18 protein-coding genes are annotated in these 20,162 nt (G+C 45.9%); 7 read left to right on the top strand and 11 right to left on the bottom strand.

Features of this window, described 5'->3' with window-relative positions; all coding sequences use genetic code 11:
• The first annotated feature begins 207 nt into the window (after positions 1-207).
• The 4 genes from acnA to IGI88_RS08370 all read left to right on the top strand — a co-directional run bounded on the left by acnA (position 208) and on the right by IGI88_RS08370 (position 5,751).
• Positions 208-2,904, top strand: a complete 2,697-nt coding sequence (gene acnA / locus IGI88_RS08385; RefSeq protein ID WP_301389749.1) for an aconitate hydratase AcnA — start codon at positions 208-210, stop codon at positions 2,902-2,904.
• Positions 2,897-4,147, top strand: a complete 1,251-nt coding sequence (gene icd, locus IGI88_RS08380; protein ID WP_086332916.1) for an NADP-dependent isocitrate dehydrogenase — start codon at positions 2,897-2,899, stop codon at positions 4,145-4,147. The genes acnA and icd overlap by 8 nt, the downstream gene beginning before the upstream one ends.
• A gap of 104 nt (positions 4,148-4,251) precedes the next feature.
• Positions 4,252-5,106, top strand: coding sequence for a helix-turn-helix domain-containing protein (locus IGI88_RS08375; RefSeq protein ID WP_301389750.1), 855 nt, complete (start codon positions 4,252-4,254; stop codon positions 5,104-5,106).
• Between the two features lie 105 nt (positions 5,107-5,211).
• Positions 5,212-5,751 (top strand): biotin transporter BioY, encoded by a 540-nt coding sequence (locus IGI88_RS08370; RefSeq protein WP_008376323.1) that lies wholly within the window; start codon positions 5,212-5,214, stop codon positions 5,749-5,751.
• Between the two features lie 91 nt (positions 5,752-5,842).
• On the opposite strand, the gene IGI88_RS08365 is transcribed toward IGI88_RS08370, so the two are convergent.
• The 6 genes from IGI88_RS08365 to IGI88_RS08340 form a co-directional block, all read right to left on the bottom strand.
• A complete protein-coding gene (locus tag IGI88_RS08365; protein ID WP_086316800.1) occupies positions 5,843-6,409 on the bottom strand; it encodes a nucleotidyltransferase family protein in 567 nt (188 codons plus the stop codon).
• Between the two features lie 30 nt (positions 6,410-6,439).
• Positions 6,440-7,189: a 3-oxoacyl-ACP reductase gene (locus IGI88_RS08360; RefSeq protein WP_005232459.1), complete on the bottom strand. Its 750-nt coding sequence runs from the start codon at positions 7,187-7,189 to the stop codon at positions 6,440-6,442.
• Positions 7,186-7,407, bottom strand: a complete 222-nt coding sequence (locus IGI88_RS08355) for a DUF2829 domain-containing protein (protein ID WP_005227147.1) — start codon at positions 7,405-7,407, stop codon at positions 7,186-7,188. Before IGI88_RS08355 ends, IGI88_RS08360 begins: the two co-directional genes overlap by 4 nt.
• Positions 7,408-7,492: 85 nt before the next feature.
• Positions 7,493-8,386, bottom strand: coding sequence for a metallophosphoesterase (locus tag IGI88_RS08350; RefSeq protein WP_301389754.1), 894 nt, complete (start codon positions 8,384-8,386; stop codon positions 7,493-7,495).
• 1 nt (position 8,387) lies between these two features.
• Positions 8,388-8,765 carry an iron-sulfur cluster biosynthesis family protein gene (locus IGI88_RS08345; RefSeq protein WP_005232463.1) on the bottom strand — a complete coding sequence of 126 codons (378 nt, stop codon included), beginning with the start codon at positions 8,763-8,765 and terminating at the stop codon, positions 8,388-8,390.
• A 15-nt stretch (positions 8,766-8,780) separates the two neighbouring features.
• Entirely contained in the window at positions 8,781-9,350 is a 570-nt protein-coding gene (locus tag IGI88_RS08340; protein WP_005232465.1) for a GNAT family N-acetyltransferase, read from the bottom strand.
• 107 nt (positions 9,351-9,457) lie between these two features.
• On the opposite strand from IGI88_RS08340, the gene IGI88_RS08335 reads away from it, so the two are divergent.
• Positions 9,458-9,910, top strand: coding sequence for a YueI family protein (locus tag IGI88_RS08335; protein ID WP_005232467.1), 453 nt, complete (start codon positions 9,458-9,460; stop codon positions 9,908-9,910).
• Positions 9,911-9,924: 14 nt separating this feature from the next.
• The gene (locus IGI88_RS08330; RefSeq protein ID WP_194199328.1) at positions 9,925-10,344 is read left to right on the top strand and encodes a hypothetical protein; all 420 of its coding nucleotides are present in this window, start codon (positions 9,925-9,927) and stop codon (positions 10,342-10,344) included.
• Positions 10,345-10,414: 70 nt separating this feature from the next.
• Here the strand turns inward: IGI88_RS08330 and gshAB are convergent, their stop codons facing one another.
• Positions 10,415-12,679: a bifunctional glutamate--cysteine ligase GshA/glutathione synthetase GshB gene (gene gshAB / locus IGI88_RS08325; protein ID WP_301389752.1), complete on the bottom strand. Its 2,265-nt coding sequence runs from the start codon at positions 12,677-12,679 to the stop codon at positions 10,415-10,417.
• Positions 12,680-12,923: 244 nt separating this feature from the next.
• On the opposite strand from gshAB, the gene IGI88_RS08320 reads away from it, so the two are divergent.
• On the top strand, positions 12,924-13,292 hold the full coding sequence (locus IGI88_RS08320; RefSeq protein WP_005227140.1) for a BlaI/MecI/CopY family transcriptional regulator: 369 nt from the start codon (positions 12,924-12,926) through the stop codon (positions 13,290-13,292).
• A gap of 282 nt (positions 13,293-13,574) precedes the next feature.
• Here IGI88_RS08320 and ftsY read toward each other — a convergent pair whose 3' ends face one another.
• From ftsY to rnc, 4 genes are read right to left on the bottom strand one after another with little or no spacing between them, the layout of a single operon-like run.
• Complete coding sequence (ftsY, locus tag IGI88_RS08315) at positions 13,575-14,867, bottom strand: signal recognition particle-docking protein FtsY (protein ID WP_086316792.1); 1,293 nt, start codon at positions 14,865-14,867, stop codon at positions 13,575-13,577.
• Position 14,868: 1 nt separating this feature from the next.
• Positions 14,869-15,687, bottom strand: a complete 819-nt coding sequence (locus IGI88_RS08310; protein WP_016619609.1) for a Cof-type HAD-IIB family hydrolase — start codon at positions 15,685-15,687, stop codon at positions 14,869-14,871.
• Between the two features lie 12 nt (positions 15,688-15,699).
• Positions 15,700-19,278, bottom strand: coding sequence for a chromosome segregation protein SMC (gene smc, locus IGI88_RS08305; RefSeq protein WP_061053637.1), 3,579 nt, complete (start codon positions 19,276-19,278; stop codon positions 15,700-15,702).
• 15 nt (positions 19,279-19,293) lie between these two features.
• Positions 19,294-19,986, bottom strand: a complete 693-nt coding sequence (gene rnc, locus IGI88_RS08300) for a ribonuclease III (protein WP_005227136.1) — start codon at positions 19,984-19,986, stop codon at positions 19,294-19,296.
• Positions 19,987-20,162 lie beyond the last annotated feature (176 nt).

Here is a 20,162-nt window from a genome sequence, read left to right as displayed (position 1 = left end):
ACTATCGACTACAATGTTATTTAACCGTATACAAACATCGTTAAAATAGTCATCCTATAAAATCGTTGCTTTTTAACAAACTTTCACACATTATAGCACGATGTTCAGAAAATGAAATATTTTTCATAAATTTAATTGATTTTTTAAATTATCAACGTATAATTATTCCTAATAAGTACGATTATCTTCGTAAAAAGGAGGATTCTTATGAAGTGGCAAACTCAACTTACCGTCAATGACACCCAATACACGTATATTGACTTAGCGAAAATCACCCAAGACTTAGGGGCTGATTTATCTCGCTTGCCCTACTCCATTCGAGTTTTATTGGAAAGTGTTGCTCGTCATCAAGACGAGGAAATTACAGAGGATTATTTACCATTTTTAGCGAATTGGCAGGCAGAAAGCCCTACCGGTGTCGTGCCATTCAAACCAGAGCGGGTCGTCTTGCAAGACTTTACTGGGGTGCCTGCAGTTGTTGATCTGGCTGCCATGCGGGATGCGATGGTCGCTTTAGGCGGTGCCGCAGAAGACATCAATCCTGAGATCCCCGTCACACTCGTCGTCGACCACTCTGTGCAAGTCGATCAAGCCGGTACGCCTGGGGCGATCGCTTTTAATACGGAGCGGGAATTTGAACGCAACGCAGAACGCTATCAATTCTTGAAATGGGCACAAGGTTCTTTCGACAATTTCGAAGTCGTTCCGCCTGAAACAGGGATCATTCATCAAGTCAACATCGAATCATTGTCTGATGTGATCTTGCAAAAAACACACGAAGACCAACGTCTGCTGTTTCCTGATACATTGCAAGGAACCGATTCTCACACCACGATGATCAACGGTTTGGGGGTCCTCGGTTGGGGGGTTGGCGGTATTGAAGCGGAAGCTGCGATTCTTGGCGAACCTTCTTTCTTTCCTACACCTGAAGTCATAGGGGTGAAATTTATCAACGAGATGCCTGCAGGTACCACAGCAACCGATTTAGCACTAAAAGTAACCGAAGTGCTGCGGATCGAAAAAGTGGTTGGAAAATTTGTCGAATACTTTGGCCCGGGCTATGGTCATTTGAGCTTAGCCGATCGGGCGACATTAGCGAACATGGCCCCTGAATATGGTGCCACTTGCGGTTTTTGTCCGATCGACCAAGAGACCTTGAACTACTTGGCAACGACCGGGCGCTCCAGCGAGCTGATCGAACTCGTTACCGCTTACGCCAAAGCCAACCATTTCTTTTATGATGAAACGACCGTGCCGACCTATACTAAGGCGATCACCATTGATCTAGCAGAAGTTCAGCCGGCATTAGCGGGCCCCAAACGCCCGCAAGATCGGATTTTGCTTCCAGCAGTCCGTCAGGATTTTGAACAATCAGTCACGGCAGCCGTTGGTCCCAAGGGCTTTGGACTTTCGGAGGATGAATGGCAAAAAGAAGCCAGCGTTACTTGGCCAGATGCTGCAGCAGACAAATTAGAGACCGGCGATATCGTTTTGGCGGCGATCACTAGCTGTACGAATACTAGCAATCCTTTCGTCATGCTCTCTGCAGGCTTATTGGCCAAAAAAGCCATTGAAAAAGGTTTGACCGTCCCTCGTACAGTCAAAACCTCCCTTGCACCTGGCTCCCAGATCGTGACCACCTATTTGCAAAACAGTGGTTTGCTGCCGTATTTAGAGCAACTCGGCTTTTATTTAGTGGGCTACGGTTGTACCACCTGTATCGGAAATTCCGGTCCTTTAGAAGCGCCGGTCGCTGAAGCAATTGAGGCGGAAAATCTACTGGTGGCGTCGGTTCTGTCAGGCAATCGGAATTTTGAAGGAAGAATCCATCCACAGATCAAAGCCAATTATTTGGCTTCGCCGCCGTTAGTTGTTGCCTATGCGATCGCTGGCAGCACTCGCAAAGATCTTACAAAAGAACCATTAGCTATCGTCAATGACGAGCCGGTGTATTTGTCTGATATTTGGCCTAGCAATGAAGAAGTCAATACTTACGTTCAAGAATACGTCGGACCAGAAGCATTTCGCGCTGCCTATGAGCATCTTTTTGATGCCAATGAACGCTGGAATGCGATCGAAACCACCACGAGCGCATGTTATGAATGGGAGGAACAATCTACTTACATTGCTCATCCACCCTACTTTGAAACATTGACCAAAGAATTGCCTAAACCAGATGTCTTAGCCGATCTGAAAGTCTTGGCAAAATTGGGTGATTCCGTCACCACTGACCATATTTCTCCTGCCGGCAGCATCAGTATGGATTCTGCAGCTGGAAAATTTTTACAAGAAAAAGAAGTTCCGTATCGTGAATTCAATTCCTTTGGTTCGCGGCGCGGCAATCATCAGATTATGATGCGGGGGACTTTCGGCAACATCCGTCTGCAAAACCAGCTGGTTCCTGGCAGCACTGGCAGTGTCACGCATTATTTTCCAACTGGGGAAACCTTGTCGATATTTGACGCCGCTATGAATTACCAAAAAGCCGGCCAAAGCTGTATCATTTTAGCCGGTAAAGATTATGGCATGGGTTCTTCTCGCGACTGGGCCGCCAAAGGAACACAATTGTTAGGCGTTAAAGTCGTTTTAGCAGAAAGCTTCGAACGGATCCATCGCAGCAACTTGGTCATGATGGGGATCATTCCTCTTGAATATCTGGCTGGTGAAAGTGCCACCTCTTTTGCCTTAGATGGCAGCGAAACATTCTCGATCGCTTTGCCAGAAGAGCCAGCGGTCAAGCAGCTGGTCGAAGTCACCGCTCAACGGACCGACGGAGGGACTGTCTCCTTTATGACCCGTCTACGCTTTGATGCCCCGGCAGATATTCGCTATTGGAAGCATCAAGGAATTTTGCCAATGGTCATTCGAAAAAAAGCGGAATTAGGAGGAGCTGCCCATGTCTAACCAAACAACCCATGAAGCAACGACGATCACCATTCCTTACATTGCAGGAGACGGCATCGGTGCCGAGATTTGGCAGGCTGCGCAACCTGTGATTGATGCAGCTGTGAATAAAGCTTATGACAATCAGCGCCACATCGAGTGGCTGGAAGTTTTCGCTGGAGAAGCCGCCTTTGAACAGACAGGGGAATGGCTGCCGCAAGCAACCATCGATACGATCAAGGCCCAGCAATACGCCTTGAAAGGACCGTTGACTACCCCGATTGGCGAGGGCTTTCGCTCCTTGAATGTCACCTTACGGCAGACGCTGGATCTTTATGCCTGTGTCAGACCTGTTCGCTATTTTACAGGGGTCCCTTCGCCTTTAAAACAGCCAGAAAAAACCGATATGGTGATCTTTCGCGAAAATACTGAAGATGTTTATGCTGGCATCGAATTTGCCAAAGACGACGACGCAACACAGCGTTTGATCCAGACACTGCAAGCAGACTTTGCCGTCAAGGCGATTCGTTTTCCTAAAACTTCCGCTATTGGCATCAAGCCGATCTCTTTAGAAGGCAGTCAGCGCTTGATCGCTGCTGCCATTGAGTATGCGATTACTCAAAAGCGGCCCACGGTGACACTGGTGCATAAAGGCAATATCATGAAATTTACAGAAGGCGGCTTTAAAAACTGGGGCTATCAGCTTGCAGAAACCACGTACGCCGACCAGTGTTTTACAATGAATCAATACAACAAAATCAAAGCAGAAAATGGTTCAAAGGCAGCCGAAGCCGCCCTTGCCTCGGCCAAAGCGGCTGGAAAGATCGTTGTTAACGATGTGATCGCCGACAACTTTTTACAGCAGATCCTTTTGTATCCAGAAAAATTCGATGTCATTGCCACTTGTAATTTGAACGGCGACTACATTTCTGATGCACTCGCTGCACAAGTTGGCGGCATCGGGATCGCCCCCGGCGCCAATATCAACTACGATACTGGGGCAGCCATCTTTGAAGCTACCCACGGAACGGCACCGGATATCGCAGGACTTGGCAAAGCCAATCCCTGTTCACTGCTGCTATCGGCGTGCATGCTATTAGAACATTTGAACTGGCCGGAAGCTGCTGCAATACTGACGCAAGCCATTGAACAAGCCTTGCAAAATCAACACGTCACTGCCGACTTCGCACAGTTGATGCCCGAAGCGGTCTGTTTAACGACACAAGCGTTTGGTGAACACCTCCTTCAGCTGATCCATTCGTAAACTCAAGCTGTGATTGAGTCGGCATTTGCCTGCTCAACCGCAGCTTGATTGCGTTTCCACCTTCTGAGAAACTATACTTAGAGCATGAAAGGGGGAATTCATTTATGAGTGAATTCAACATGAGAAAAATTGGTCAGCAGATCGCTACCAAACGCAAAGAAAAAAATCTGACCCAAAGCAACTTGGCAGACCAATTACTTGTCAGCTATCAGGCGGTCAGTAATTGGGAGCGGGGCAACTCACTGCCGGACATAGAAAAATTGCCGCAGCTAGCGGCGATTTTAGGCCTATCGATCGATGAGCTGTTAGGGAAGCCAGCAGCTGCGGTGCAACATTATCAAGCAGGAACCGCGCAGCCAAAAGAAATCGCCGAACTCGCTCCGCTGATCAAACCGCAAGAACTATCGGCACTGATTCAAGAAGAACTGTTTCAAGAATCTTCTTTAGACCTAGACTTATTGCCTAGACTAGCACCTCATTTGAATAGTGCTGACTTGCAGCACTTGCTTAATGGCGCCGAAAATATCCCAGAAGATGTCATGGAAGAACTCTTGCCGTTTTTGAAAAAGCCCCAAATAGAAGAGCTCCTTAAAGGCAACCACTATTCCATGGCTTTTTGGGAAGAGGCGGCGCCCTTTTTAACCCCCAACTTTTTGGCGGGAGAAATCAAAGGTTGGCTTGAAACCCCTGACTTTCGCTTTTCTGAGATTGAAGAACTGCTTCCCTTTTTACCTGCACCGTATCTGGATGAACTCCTGCTGACGGCCCTGGAACAGCCAAACGTTACCGCATCAGAACGCTTGTCTTATGATGAAATCGAAGAACTGCTGCCGTTTCTGACAGAAGCAACGATCTGCCATCTCGTTCAAGCACTGCCCTTCTCAACAGATGAATTGGAAGAAATCGCCCCTTTCCTCTCCTCAAAGAACTTACTTGTCCTATTAAAAAAAGGACACTAAAAAAACAAGATTCTTCTTTACTTTTGGTAAACCACCGTTTATAATTTCGTTAACCAAATAAATCTTTTTTAGGTTAACGAAATTATTACTAGAGAGAAGGATTCGATGAAATTATCATTACGTGAACAAATCCATGCCGCATTATTTGCGATCATTATTGCTGGTCTTTCCCAATTGACGATTCCGTTAGGTTTGATCCCATTGACAGGACAAACCTTTGCGATTGGACTGGCGGTGACTTTCCTCGGCACGCGAACAGGAACGATGGCGATCATCATCTACTTGCTGTTAGGATTGATCGGTCTGCCCGTTTTCGCTGGTTTTTCCAGCGGTATCGGTGTTTTGTTAGGACCAACCGGAGGCTATTTAGTCGGCTTCCTCTTTAACGGATTGCTTACTGGATTGGTCGTAGAAAAAACGGCGTTTCGCTACACAGGAGCAGTGATCGGCAATATTGTCGGTGCGCTGGCAACTTTGTTGTTTGGTACATTATGGCTGAAATGGAGCACTGGCATGGCATGGCCGGCGGCTTTTAACGGTGGTTTTGTTTTGTTTATTATCCCCGGGATCATCAAAGCCGTTGCCGCAGCTTATCTAGGCATCTTTTTAAGAAACCGCTTGGCGCAACGACTGGCTTTGCGTTAATAAAAAACACTCGCGTCATATGCAGCGATTCCCATCAGTTAGCTTTTTCGTCTAACTTTTGGAAATCGCCACATCACGCGAGTGTTCTTTTTTAGTTGTCGATCTCTTCAATCAACAACTGCGGCCAAACTTTCTGCCACTGCTTCATCGCTTGGCGTTGTCGGTAAACCGCAAGGTACTGGTCATTTTGGGCGAAATGCGGTGTTGGACGCACCCGAAAACTGCAAACATCCTGCCAACCGAAAGGCGCCATCAATTCAATCTCGCCTTGTTTCATTCGTGCCGCCACCGCTGTACAACGCTCTGGAAACTTCGTTAAAGCATCGAAGGTACTTGTATAAGTGGGTTCCTCGGCAAAGTTGTGCTGGTGCATCAATGCTTGATTTCGAACCTCCCAAGGAAATTCGGGAAACGAACGGCGCAGTTGCGCTTCGATCGCCGCTGTTTCTTCTACGCTTACAGTCGGATCATAAAACACGACATCAATATCGGTTATCGGCACCTCCGCTATTTTTCCGCTGAGAAAACCCCATAAATAATTCCGCAGGTACCCGGCACACAGCCAGCAATCCGGCAGCTGTAACGCTTCAATGATCGTAAGCAGTTGTCGACATTCACGATTTTTTGCAAACAAGTTCTGGATCGCTTGTTCCTTCATTGGCGTCCTCCTCTAATGGGCTCAGGCTAGTTATTTCAAGGTCCAACCACCGTCGATGGGCACGATCGCCCCCTGCAAGTAACTAGCTTGCGGGCTGGCAAGAAAAAGGGTCAGCGCTGCAACTTCTTCTGGTTGCGCCCAACGCTTGACCGGCGTCTCCTCTGCCACCCATTGCGCCATTTTTCCGTCACCGGCAAAATCAGCCGCATTCATCGGCGTTTGAATCGCACCTGGCGCGATGCCCTTCACCGAGATCCCTTGATCTGCAACATCCAATGCCAACTGTTTGGTAAACCCGACGATCGCGTGTTTTGCGGTTGTATAAGCGATCCCACCTCCACCTGCGACCATTCCAGCGATCGACGCCATATTAATGATCGTTCCGCCACCATTGGCTTGCATCAGCGGCAAAATTTCTTTCGTTAAATAAAACATGCTGGAGACATTGGTTTGAAATATCTCCTCCCACTCCATTGACGTCGTCTCAGCGATCGTATGATAGCCATCTAGTTTCCCGGCTGTATTCAACAAGATCGTCATGCCACCAAAGTGTGTAACACAAGCTTGGACCGCTGCAAGACAATTTTCTTCCACCGCTAAATCGCAACACGTGCCGAAAAAGCGGGGCTGGGCTAAAAGCGTATCAGGAAACGATTGGCAGTCAACCCCAAATACTTGAGCGCCTTCTGCAAGAAACGCCTCTGCTTGCGCTCTGCCGATGCCTGAAGCAGCTCCTGTGACAAACACAATCGTTTTGTCATCGATCCACGATGCTGTCATTCCACGATTTTCCAATCTTCCGCAAGAATGTCGCAAACAGTCGGTGCGAAACTCGAGAATCCCTCATCTGCTGTTTTGATCAAAAAGTAAGGGGTGACTGGGGCATTGTCGTACACTTCGCCTTCAACGAATGTCACATAAAGTTCAAAACCGCCCCAACCTTCACGGATGATTTTTTTTCCGGCTTTTAATTCTGGTAAGATTTCTTCAAATGTCATAATTTTTCTCCTTTGTGTTTTTCTTCTAATGGTTTAAATTGCTTGGAAATTCAATTACGAAAACAAGCAGGACTCGGTTGCTGCGCTAATACGGCAGTAGTGTGATCGCTTGCGCCAATTCTTCTAAAAGATGCGTCGTTTTATAGTCCTCAAATGCCTCATGATGGTTTCGCAGCAGCGTCCGAACTTTCGTTGGCGAATATGCTTCTGCTAAGTGATTTTCCATAACGAACCGGCGGGTCATCTGCCATTCATAATAGTAGCCGAAGGGGCGGCAATAGTAGCTGGTTCCCGCAAGTTCTTTTTTCTCAAAGCGTCGATGGGTATGCCCAAAGACAACTGCCCGAACATTGGCGTAGCGGTCGATCACTGCGCCAAAATCGGGCGACCCTAAAAACGCATTTAGGTGGTTCCAGCGGGCATACTTGCCGGTCTGACGAACAATAAACGCTTCTTGGGGCACAAAATGGGTAGAAAGAAGAATTTCTTGGTCTTGCGGCAAACGGGCCAATGTTTCCGCTAAACGCTCATTGATGGCTTGGCTGATTTCCTTATCCGATCCCTTTCGCTGAATCATGCGGTCATACCAAAACAAATTTTTCAGCCGCAAGATCTCAGATTCACTGGTCAGATCAGAATATTGGTAGTCATACCAGCCATTGATTCCCAACAGCAGTGTTTTTTCTGATAAGCGATACGTCTGAAAATTAAGAAAGGCGGGATCATCGAAAGCCTCGATCTCTTGTTCCGTCAAGTCCACCATTTCATGATTGCCCCAGTGAAAGGTCGTTGGCACCTGTTGACTTTGAAAAAATGCGACCACGTCTAATAGCCTTTGCTTTTTATTCGCCACATCTCCTGCCAGATGCAGATGGGTCACCTGATTTTGCTGCAAATAATCAGCGATCAGCTGCAGATGGGGGTCGAATAATTGGTTGATATCGACGTGCAAGTCGCTAATAACCGCCAGCGTGCCCATATCAGCGGCCTGCCGTCTGCTTTTCGATCCGTAACAATTGGACATCATTAGCTAAGATCCCGCTATTTCCCACCAATTGCAACCGTTGATAGGTCGGTTCCACCTGCATCCGAGTCTGTTCTTCTAAATACACCTGAGCCCCTTGCTTCAACCAAATCGTGCCTAAGGGTGTCGTTAAAGGGGTGTCGTAGATCGCCAATCCTTCTTCTGGATAGCTCTGTGGCACGATGATCAGGCGAAAATGGATGTCCAAACGGCAGGTGATCTCCGTTGCAGGAAACGGACCGACGCCGTCTTCAAAATCCAAATAGAGACGATCATCTGGCTGTACATAAGAGGTTATTTTTTCAATTGCTGCTGGCTCAATGTTCAGTTCCATGACGAGAGCCCTCCTTTACATAATACGTTTTTTCCATTCCTCCAGCGTGATGCCGCGCGTGACTTCATCGATGATTTCTTCACCCGATTTGCGGGCAGCTGGGATCGTTGCTTCCAATTTCATCCCAATTTTCTCCATGACCCGTCCAGACTTGGGATTTCGAGCATCATGTCGAGCAAAAATCCGAATCAATTCGAGTGTTTCAAAACCAAAATGCAGCAGTGTCATTGCCGCTTCTGGCATGATCCCTTGCCCCCAGTAATCGCGACTTAATGTATAACCAAGCTCAGCGATCTCTTTTTCAGATTCCACCCGTAAATCGATGGTCCCGATCATTTTGCCTGAGTCTTTTTCTTCGATCGCATATTTCCCTAAGGGTGCAGCAACAAAATACTCGGCAATGCGCAGTTTTGTTTCGTCAACCGACCCATGTCTAGCAAAGACGAAGGTCGTCGTTTCTTCATCATTTGCATAGGCAAACATGTCTGCTGCATCCGCCAAGGAAACGGGGCGCAAGAGCAGCCTCGGTGTCTCCAACCGCTGATTTTCTGCTAATAATAGCAAATGTCGTTCTTTTGTTGTCATAGGATCCCTACTTTCTATCAGAACTCTCTCACGATCGCACCCCTCTTTTGCTATTTGTTGGATATGCTATAATAAGCATAAGTAAACGCTTTGAGGAGGATACTTCAATGTCAGACGAATTAGAAAAACGCCTTGATACAGGAATGTATGGGACGCCTCGCGTCAACCCAGATGAACAGCGCAAGTATTTAGGCACGTTTCGTGAACGGTGTTATCTTAGTATGACAGTAACAGAAATGAAGAAGAAGGACAACCAGAAAACGCTCTTGAACGCCTTACCAGATTATCAAGGTGCGCTCGTGCTGCTCAACGGAAAATTGCCAGAATCGATCCAGACCGATTACATCACTTTACTGACCAAACAACAGATGGAATTTCGGATCGTCTCCGATGCCCAAGATGCCGGTCCAGACAGTATCGGCTTGCTGATTGCCGGGAAAGAAGCCGTCAATCAAGACGTCATCGATATCGAAAAAAAATACCCTGCAGCTGCCGCTCCATCAGATAAAGAGCACGAACAACCAGAGAAAACGTCATTTTGGAAACGTCTTTTCCATTAAAAGGAGGAACTATCATGGAACAATCAACACCGCCCTACCTTTCATTAAAGAAAGAACTGCTTGATGCTTTGGATTTGCATATCGATTTGTTGAAAACGGCCCCTACGATCGAATCGAGCCATCTGGATGGCGTATTGTTCATGATGCGCAGCTTGGGTTTTATGCTGGATCGCGCTCCGAAAGTACTCCTACTGGAGGATCAGAATGAAATGAACTTTATGATGTTTCAATATTATAGCCTCCTGTCGGAACTGAAGTACAATCTCGTTTTAAACTTTCCCTATGCCTCGATTCAAGGCGTACCGTTATTGACCTTGATCCAACGTTTTCCTACCACGTATGAAAAAGAAATGAAACAATGGTGGGAAGCCCGAACGGGTCTCAAGGTGGAAGAAACAAAACAAACGATTGAGATCGCTACTTTTGAAGCCTAATAAAAAGACTGCACACTTTCGAAGGGAATCACCTTCCAGAGTGTGCAGTTCTTTGCTCTCTAAGCTTCCATCAGCTTTCGAAGACTTCAGGGAACAACAGGCGTAAAACAGACATAGTTAAGCGTCGGCCTTTCCCGCTGTATGGATAAACGTGCATATGCATCGCTGGGTTGAAATTGGATTCAATGATTCCATAAGCCCCCGGTTCATTGGCTGGCTTGGTTTTATCTGGAATAATCAGATCGATTCCACTGATAGACGCTTGTAATGCGGCGACCGCATCGACTGCTACTTGTTTGTAGTCATCGTTGAAGTCATCCGTTACATCGATAGAATCACCGCCAGTACTGATATTCGAGTTTTCTCGCAGATAAACGATCTGCCCCTCTTCTGGCACTGAATCCACTTGATACCCTTGCTCTTTTAACATCAGTTGTTCCAGTTCCCCTAATTGGATCAACTCTAATGGAGTCCGATGATGGGTGCCGCGCAATGGATCGAGATTTTTCTCTGCGACGAGTTCCGTGATCGTGCGCTTGCCGTCACCCACGACATTGGCTGGGATACGTAATAAAATCGCATCGACTCGCCCATCGATCACGAAGAACCGATATTCCGTCCCTGATAAAAAGGTCTCAACGAGGATCGAATCATCTTCCGCAAAGGCAATGGCGACCGCCGCTTGATAATCCTCTAAAGAGGCGCCTTCTTTGAAAATCGAGATACCGATCCCATAGTTGGTGGTTTTCGGTTTTACCACAAACCCGCTGTGGGCGATTTGCGGATAAAACGCGATCGCTTCTTCTGCCGAAGCGAATTCAGCACCACCTGGTACATGAAAGCCATTTTCGGCTAAGATTTTTTTGGTGACCGTTTTATTCGCCATGATCAATGGGACGATGTACTGATCCTTACTGGTCATATTGGCATTTTTAATATATTCGATGTGGTCTTTCACGGCTAATTTCAAGAACTGATCCGTTTCATCCAGTACCGTCACTTCGATACCTTTTTGGATCGCATCGAACAAGAGAATCTGGGTCGACAATTCCATTGCTCGAAAACCAGCCAATTGATACGGTTTTTCCCAAGCAGCTTGATGATACGATTGTCCCAGCAATGTTGCTGTCTGCGCTTGGCTGGTTGCTTGACTCGCTGAGAAAAGACGTCCAGCGAAGGTTCTTTCTGGTTCAGCCAGCATCTCAGAAAGCTGATCCAAAAATGGCGGATGCGGCAGCTCAAGGGCTTGGGCAAAGTCCATCATTTCAGCAATCAGCGCTTGCGCTTCTTGCTGATAAGTCAATGGTGCAAGTGGGTGTTCTAATGCGACCTGATCATTTTTCTGATTGCCTTCTTCGATCCACGCATCGGCATCGTTGCCTTCTTCTTTTGTACTTAAAAACAATAAGAAGAAATGCAAGAACGCGACTTGCTCTTTGGAAATCCCATAGCGGGCAAAGGGATCGATGTCAATATTTCTTAACTCAATATAACGGATACCAGCTGAGGCTAGATCTGCGACCCGTTTTCCCCCACGCAAACGCACTGGCGCATAAAATTCTTTTTCTTCTGAAAGCTTTCCCGTCTCCACTAAGTTGGCAATATCCGCAAGATAGGTCTCTAACGAAGCATAAGATACCTTGACGTCTTCGTGATTCGTGTAGCCATAACGGCTATTGCGAATACTGCGGACTGGTTCTTGCGGTCCGTTTTCTGTCGTAAAATAATTGGCTTCTGATGCAGGGGTCGCCCCAAAGAAATACGTCAAAAACCAGCGATAATGCAAATAATTGCGAGTTACTTTCAAATAAAGCGCCGTTTTAAAGGCTTGATAGCTTTCCTTCGTTTCAGATAAAGCATACAGTTGCTGCAAAAAGTCTTCCGCAAATTCAAAATTGAAATGTATCCCACTGACCATTTGCTTGCGGCGACCATAAGTTTTGGCCAAATAGCGGCGGTAGAGCACATCTTCAAATTGGTCTAATTTAGCAATGACGATGTCTTCTTCTTTTTCTGGTAAAGCCGGTGGCATACTCAAAGGCCAGAGCATTTCTTCTGCTGCCATTGAACGATATGCCACATCGTGGATGGCCCCTAAGAAACGGAACAATTCATCCACTGAATCCGCGACCGGCGTGATCAGTTCCAGTTGATTTTCCGCAAAATCTGTTTGGATATACGGATGGAAGCGCCGATTGCCCAGCGCTTTCGGATGATCGGTTCCCGCGAACGTCCCATCGAGCCGCACCCGTTGCGCTTCACGCTCAATCCCATAGCGTCCTTTCAATAAATAGGGAAAAAGCTCTTTATGTGATAACAATGTTTTTATTTTCATTCGACTGCCCTCTATGTTCTTCTACTATTTTTTTCTTAAATTCTGCTTCTTTCCATCTATTATAGTGAAAAATGGTGAAAAATGCAGAAATTTGCTCTTCACTTGTAATATCTCTTACTAAAATTACCAAGAATTTATAAAATACTTGAATAAATTTGATATTTACCTTCAAAATAAAGTATACTGCTTATAGAACAGTAAATTATTATGTCCATATTACTCTTTTTGAAAGGAAGAATAGTGAATGAAGCCACTTAATCTTACCAAACGCGAACGTCAAATCATGAATATCTTTTGGAATTCAGACAAACCTCTTTCTGCAAATGACATTGCTGTCCAACAGCAAGATCTAAGCAAGAATACCATTCAAGCAGTCGTACGTAAACTAAAAAACCACGACTTATTGAAAGTAGCAGATATCGGCTACAGCGGTACTGTTTTGACTCGGTTGTATTCTCCGAATGTGACCCAAGAAGACTTCTTAGCAGCAGAATTGTCTGATCAATCTTTATTGAATTTGATTACGAACTTTATCGAAACCAATAAAGATATCGATACGTTGAACAACTTGGAAAAAATGATCACTGAGCGCCAAGGGGAACTTAAGAAATAATCTTTCCCCCTCGTTCAACTCGTTGTATTCTGCCTGATACTTCCCAAAGTTTTTAGACAGCGCAGAAGAAAACGAATCGTTCAAACTGCTTTTCCTGATTTTTGGCAAAGTCGTGCATCGCTGTACCCACATTTGCCACGCCAAGTGTTCTCAGCTTTCCGTCACAAGTCAAGCTCATGGAAAGAGACGACGACCCGTTTTCTCTTCCCTTTGATCTCACAAAAGCAACAATAAAGGAGAGCCATGTGCAGGTATTTGACCTGACACAGGGCTCTTCTTTTTTTATTCTTTGATCAAGCCTTTGAATAAGCCGACGACAAATTCATTTGGATCAAATGGTTCTAAATCGTTGATGCCTTCTCCAAGTCCCACTAATTTGACTGGCAGCCGCAGCTCGTTACGGATCGCCAAGACGATCCCTCCTTTAGCTGTGCCATCAAGTTTGGTTAAGACGAGGCCAGAAACATCCGTCGTCTCTTTAAACTGTTTTGCTTGATTCATGGCATTTTGCCCCGTTGTTGCATCCAACACGAGCAAGACTTCATGAGGGGCCGTTGGGTCCACTCGCTGAATGATCCGTTTGATTTTTTCTAATTCGTTCATCAAATTGACTTTGTTTTGCAAACGGCCAGCTGTATCTACTAATAAAACGTCAGCATTTTCTCGTTTTGCGCGCTCCATCGCATCAAACACAACCGCTGCTGGATCGCCTCCTGCATTGCCACGAACGACTTCAACCCCAGCCCGTTCACCCCAGACCACTAATTGATCGATGGCACCGGCACGGAAAGTATCCGCTGCAGCCAATAAGACTTTCTTGCCTTCGGCTTTGAATTGATGGGCTAATTTCCCGATGCTGGTGGTTTTTCCAACACCGTTCACGCCAACAAATAAAATGACGGTCAACCCCGGTTGCATGTTCAACTCGTTGACTTCACCGACACCCGCTTCCCCATATAGGTCAACCAGTTTTTCGATGATGACATTTTGGACATCTGCCGTTTTCTTCACATTACGCAATTTGACTTCTTGTCTCAATGCATCCGCGATCTTCATCGCCGCATCAAAGCCAACGTCTGCGCCGATCAGCGTTTCTTCCACTTCTTCGAAGAAGTCTTCGTCCACCGTACGGAAGTTGGCAAACAATTCGTTCATCCGTTGCCCAAAGGTTTTCCGTGATTTCGTCAATCCTTTGGTGTATTTGTCCTGCACACTTTCCGTCTCTGGCGCTGCTTGAAGGATTGGTTCAGAAGCTGGTACTTCCTCTGATGGTGTATCCTTAGCCACTTCAACTGGAACACTTGGTGCTTCTTCTACTTTATTCGCTACCGTTGCTTCTTGCTGTGGAAAAGTTTCCGCAGTTTCTTGCTCTGCCTCCAAATCACTGGAGTCGGCGGCGTCTGCAGGTGCCACTGGTTCTGAAGCTTCATGTTCAGCAGGAGTTTGTGCTGGCTGTCTTTCTTCTGAACGCTGTGCCTCTGGTGAGTCAGCATCGACTATCGGTTTGTCGATTTCTTGCTCTGCTTCTTTGGTTTCTCCAATCAGCGCTTTTTTGATTTTGTCAAAAAATCCCATCTTACGCACCTCCTTTTAAGACATATTCTTCAATCACTGCTGCCACACCGTCTTCTTGGTTTGAAAGGGTGACAACGTCAGCCGCTTCTTTAATGATTGGCACGGCATTGGCCATCGCTACGCCAATCCCTGCATAGCGAATCATCGGCAAGTCATTTTCTTCATCACCGATCGCCATCACTTCTTCTTGCTTGATCCCTAAATCTTGCGCCAATAGGCTGATACCATAGGCTTTGGTGATTCCTTTAGGCATAAATTCCAACAGGTTATTCCGGCTTTTGATGATTTCATATTTCTCGCGGATCTCTGAGGAAATCTCAGGGATCTTAGGATCCAAAACTTCCTGATGGTAGGCGATCACCGCTTTATTATAGAGCATCGATTCATCCAGATCAGCTACGGCAAAAGGACGACAATCCAATAAAGGATTCAAGGAGCCATAAATCGATGGATGCGCTGCTGAAGTGGGCAAACTCAAGACGATCTCTTCTGATACCACGTCTAGAGGCAAATTTAAGTCTTCCGCCACTGAAACCAATTCATGGATATCTGCCAGCTGCATCGCTGCTTTTTCAATGATCTCGCCAGTCTCATTTTTTTGAACCAAACCGCCGTTAAAGGTGATGCTATAGTCGCCGGGTTCTTTCAGCGATAATTCTTCTAAATAGGGACGGATCGCCCGTAATGGACGTCCCGTACAAATGACGATCTTTACGCCTTGTGCTTTGGCACGAGCAAGTACCTCTTTGTTGCGAGGAGTCACTTCTTTTTTGTCATTCAATAACGTTCCGTCTAAATCGATCGCAATCAGTTTAATCATACCATTCCTCCTCTATGCTTGATCTGCTGCAAAACTACCGCCTTCACGCACTTCTTCTAAGCGCACGGACACGGTCTTCGACACTCCAGATTCTTGCATGGTCACACCATACAACACATCTGCTGCCTCCATCGTTCCTTTACGGTGAGTTACGACGATAAACTGTGTATCATTTTGGAAAGCACTCAAGTAATGACCGAAACGAGAGACATTGGCTTCATCCAATGCTGCTTCCACTTCGTCAAGCACACAAAACGGTACTGGACGAACTTGAATAATGGAAAACAATAACGCAATCGCAGTCAGTGCCCGTTCGCCCCCTGATAGCAAGCTGAGGTTTTGCAATTTCTTGCCCGGTGGTTGGGCTTCGATCTCAATCCCAGTGTTCAATAAATCTTTCGGATCTGTTAAGACTAATTCCGCATGACCGCCGCCAAACATATTAGGAAATACTTGTTTGAATTGCAGACGAATCGCATCGAAGACTTCGCCGAAACGGGTTTTGACTTCTTCATCCATTTCAGACATCGTATCAAACAGCTGTGCTTTAGCCGACAGCAGATCGTCTCGCTGACTCGTCAAGAACAAATGCCGTTGATTGACTTGCTCATATTGTTCGATCGCATTTAAATTGACTGGACCAATTTGTTCGATCGCTTGTTTTAGTTCCTGAATGTCGACTTTGGCTTGATCTGCATCCTCGATTTCAGAAAAATCTTGCGCGGCCTTTTCAAAGGTAAGATTGTATTCTTCTTGTAAATACAACAAGCGATTGTCCATCACCAATTCTGCGCGATTTTTTTCGATCTCAACTTCGGTTTTTTCTGACAGCTTTTCTTTTTGCGTTAAGTTTTCAGCACTCAGGGCTTCGTCTAATGCGCCGATTTCTTGTTGAACCACTTGCCGTTGTTCACGAATCACCGTCAATTCCGCTGTTACCTGCTGCTTGGTTTTTGTGAATGCTTCAATTCGCTGAAGAATGTTTTCTTCTGAAAACTCATGATCGCTGACGTTACTTGTCAAGGCAGCTAACTGCCGTTCTAAGGAGTGCTGACGCGCTTCGTTTTCTTCCAATGCTTGATTCGTAGCGGCAATTTTTTGCTGCAAATGCGCCACTTGTTCTTTTTGAACGGCGAAAGCTGCCTGCAAGCGCGCACTTTCTTGTGCTAAGGTTTGGCGTTTTTCCTCGATCAAGTCTTCTTCGGCATTCATTTGATGAATATCTTGATCGATTTTCGCCAATTGCGCCGCAATATTCTTTTGCTGTTCTTCCAAACTCGTCTTCTTCTCATCATATTCTTCAAAGAAGGCTTGCACTTCGCGATGTTCAAAATCAAACACTTGCTGCTCTTGCTTCAAGCGGCTCAGGTCATTCTCAAGATTTTGTAAGCGGCTTTGCAGCTCATGCTCCGTCATACGAGCCTGTTCCCCTTGCGTCCGCAATTCTTCTAGTGCTGCTTGTGCTTCTTTGGTCGCTGCTTCAAAATGCTGGACTTGCTTTTCCGTTTTTAAAAGCCGCTCATCCAGTTGTGCCGCTTGTGCCGTCAATTGTTGCAGCTCATTGCTTTGGCTAAACAAACTACCGGCATTTTTCTTCGTTGCGCCACCCGTCATGGAACCGCCAGCATTCATGACATCCCCTTCTAAAGAAACGACCCGATAGCTATAGTTCAATGCCCGTGCTAACGCATTGGCACTTTGCAAGTCTTCGGCAATCAAGATACTGCCTAACAAGTTATCCGTAATGGTTTGGATGTGTTCAGGCGACTGGACCAATTCGCTGGCAACACCGATAAAGCCAGACACTTGCTTAGCTTGATTGCGGGCATAATCTGGCAAATGACGGGCTTTGATGGTCGTCAACGGTAAGAAAGTGGCACGACCGCCGCGATTTTCTTTCAAATACGTGATGGCTGCCCGTGCATCTCGTTCATTTTCAACGACGACATGCTGTGCAGCGGCGCCTAGTGCGGTCTCGATCGCCACGGTATAGTCTTGTGGCACATCGATCAACTCCGCTACTGCGCCAACGATGCCGCTGATCTGTTGTTTGTTTTTCAAAATCAAGCGAACGCCTTGATAAAAACCGCTATAATTTTCTTGAATATCTTGCAGACTGCGCTGTTTCGCACGTACTTGCTGCACTTGACTCATTAACTGATACATTTTCTTTTGTTCTTCATCAAAGCGTTTTTTGTTGGTTTGAGCTTTTTCTTGAAGATGGATATATTGCTTGCGTTGTTCTTCTAAAATCGCCTTAGCCTGCGTTAGCTGTTCTTCCACGATTTGTGCTTCCGTCGTCTTTTCTTTCAACGACGTATTCATTTGCGTCTGCTTGCTCAACGCCGTTTGATTTTTCGCGGCTTCTTGCTGGTATTGACGCTCCAAGTATTTCAATTCGTTTCCGATCGTTGCCTGCTCTTGCATGGCTTCGACATATTGGCTACGCAATTCTTCAATGATTTCTTTTGCTGAACGTTGGTACTTTTCCTGCTCTTGCTGACACGCCAGCATCGCTGCTTCAACTTCCTGCACACTCCGATTCTTTTGTGAAAGCAAGCCGATCAGTTCCGCTTTTTCTTCATTTAAAAGCGTGACCCGTTCCGTAACTTCCTCTAGGGTTTCTTGGTATTCCGCGGAGCTTTTTTGCGTATGTTTTGATCGCTCATCTAAGACTTCTTTTTGCCCTTCGGCTTGCTTCAGTCCTTCGGTGACCTCTAAAAGCTGCTGATTCAAACGCTCCAACGTTTCATCAAAGGCGGTACGTTGTTGCCGCAAAGAATGTAGCGACAGTTCCCCTTGGTTGATCTTTTCGGAAATCTGCGCCAGTTCTTGGTTAAAGGTACTCAGTTGAGCTTTGGCTGTCTCCCACGCTTCTTTTGCTTTCGTGATCTCTAAGACCGCATAGGCCACATCAACCGTCGTCAATTTTTCTTTTAACGCTAAAAAGCGATTGGCTGCGTCACTTTGGGCTGCCAAAGGCACCAACTGATCTTCTAGTTCATAAATGATATCTTGTAGACGGCTTAAATTGTCTTCCGTTTCAAACAACTTTTGCTCGGCTTTCTTTTTCCGCTGTTTGTACTTCAATACCCCCGCCGCTTCTTCAAAAATCCCACGACGGTCTTCTGGTTTGCTGCTGAAAATTGCTTCTACCTTGCCTTGGGAAATGATCGAAAATGATTCTTTCCCCAGCCCAGAGTCCATAAATAACTCTTGGATGTCCTTTAAGCGGCAAGCTTGTTTATTTAAGAAAAAGTCGCTTTCGCCGGTTCTTCTCAAGCGGCGAGTCACGCTGATCTCACTGTAATCCATCGGCAAGTAATGATCGCTATTGTCTAAAACGATCGTCACTTCCGCTATATTTAGCGCTCTGCGGGTGTCAGAACCTGCAAAAATAACATCAGGCATTTTGCCACCACGTAGATTTTTGGCAGATTGTTCTCCTAAAACCCAACGAATCGCTTCGGTAATATTGCTCTTGCCGCTGCCATTTGGTCCGACGACTGCAGTCACACGATGTTCGAAATCAATGACTGTTCGGTCGGCAAAGGATTTAAAGCCGGCAATCTCTATTCGTTTTAAATACACTCCGCCAGTCCTCTCTTACTGTTCAAGATCCGCCAAGGCATTCGCCGCGGCGTCCTGTTCTGATAATTTCTTCGATTTTCCTTGTCCTTTTCCGATCAAGGTATCATCGCAATAGACTTCCGTCCAAAAAATCCGTTCATGGGCGGGGCCTGCTTCTTTGATCAAACGATAATTGATGGAAACATCGCCACCACGCTGCAAGACTTCTTGCAAGCGGGTCTTATGATCCATCTCATGGGAAAAAGCACCTGCTTTTACTTTTGGAAAAACAACTTTCGTCAAAAAGCCGCTGACACTTTCCAGTCCTTGATCCAAGTATAACGCACCTAAAAAGGCTTCAAATAGATCACAAAGCAAAGAAGGTCGTTTACGACCGCCAGAGTTTTCTTCCCCTTTGCCTAGACGAATGTATTCATCGAATCGGCAATCTTTGGCAAACATGGATAAACTGTCTTCGCGAACGATTGCCGCCCGTAGCTTCGTCAGCTTACCTTCGGGCAGATCTGGCAATTCACGATACAAATACCGTGAAACGATCAACTCTAAGACAGCATCGCCCAAAAACTCTAAACGTTCGTTATCTGACAAGTGCAAGTTGCGGTGCTCATTCACATAAGATGAATGCGTAAACGCTTGTTCAAGCAGATCTACATCATGGAACACAATATCAAACTTTTCTTTTAGTTCTTTCGTTAATTGTGTATTCATTTGTCACATTCCTTCATTAGTTTATCGACACTTCCCTATTATACTGGTTTTTGCCGAATTATGAAATGTTTCCTCCAAATTCTTGGAAAGACTGTAATAAAAATTTATCTACTTAATCTTCTCCTGTATAAAAAAGCCTGTTTTCCTCAGATACCCGCAAAAAAACAGGAAAAAAA

The sequence above is a fragment of the Enterococcus sp. AZ179 genome (assembly GCF_050498885.1).
Taxonomy (GTDB): domain Bacteria; phylum Bacillota; class Bacilli; order Lactobacillales; family Enterococcaceae; genus Enterococcus_D; species Enterococcus_D entomosocium.
Note: the sequence above shows the minus strand (reverse complement) of the source record. Positions and strands in the feature narration are given on the sequence as shown.

Coding starts and splice junctions, on each gene's coding strand:
- acnA (WP_301389749.1), top strand. CDS start 208: ATGAAGTGGCAAACTCAACTTACCGTCAATGACACCCAATACACGTAT.
- icd (WP_086332916.1), top strand. CDS start 2,897: ATGTCTAACCAAACAACCCATGAAGCAACGACGATCACCATTCCTTAC.
- IGI88_RS08375 (WP_301389750.1), top strand. CDS start 4,252: ATGAGTGAATTCAACATGAGAAAAATTGGTCAGCAGATCGCTACCAAA.
- IGI88_RS08370 (WP_008376323.1), top strand. CDS start 5,212: ATGAAATTATCATTACGTGAACAAATCCATGCCGCATTATTTGCGATC.
- IGI88_RS08365 (WP_086316800.1), bottom strand. CDS start 6,409: ATGAAGGAACAAGCGATCCAGAACTTGTTTGCAAAAAATCGTGAATGT.
- IGI88_RS08360 (WP_005232459.1), bottom strand. CDS start 7,189: ATGACAGCATCGTGGATCGATGACAAAACGATTGTGTTTGTCACAGGA.
- IGI88_RS08355 (WP_005227147.1), bottom strand. CDS start 7,407: ATGACATTTGAAGAAATCTTACCAGAATTAAAAGCCGGAAAAAAAATC.
- IGI88_RS08350 (WP_301389754.1), bottom strand. CDS start 8,386: ATGGGCACGCTGGCGGTTATTAGCGACTTGCACGTCGATATCAACCAA.
- IGI88_RS08345 (WP_005232463.1), bottom strand. CDS start 8,765: ATGGAACTGAACATTGAGCCAGCAGCAATTGAAAAAATAACCTCTTAT.
- IGI88_RS08340 (WP_005232465.1), bottom strand. CDS start 9,350: ATGACAACAAAAGAACGACATTTGCTATTATTAGCAGAAAATCAGCGG.
- IGI88_RS08335 (WP_005232467.1), top strand. CDS start 9,458: ATGTCAGACGAATTAGAAAAACGCCTTGATACAGGAATGTATGGGACG.
- IGI88_RS08330 (WP_194199328.1), top strand. CDS start 9,925: ATGGAACAATCAACACCGCCCTACCTTTCATTAAAGAAAGAACTGCTT.
- gshAB (WP_301389752.1), bottom strand. CDS start 12,679: ATGAAAATAAAAACATTGTTATCACATAAAGAGCTTTTTCCCTATTTA.
- IGI88_RS08320 (WP_005227140.1), top strand. CDS start 12,924: ATGAAGCCACTTAATCTTACCAAACGCGAACGTCAAATCATGAATATC.
- ftsY (WP_086316792.1), bottom strand. CDS start 14,867: ATGGGATTTTTTGACAAAATCAAAAAAGCGCTGATTGGAGAAACCAAA.
- IGI88_RS08310 (WP_016619609.1), bottom strand. CDS start 15,687: ATGATTAAACTGATTGCGATCGATTTAGACGGAACGTTATTGAATGAC.
- rnc (WP_005227136.1), bottom strand. CDS start 19,986: ATGAATACACAATTAACGAAAGAACTAAAAGAAAAGTTTGATATTGTG.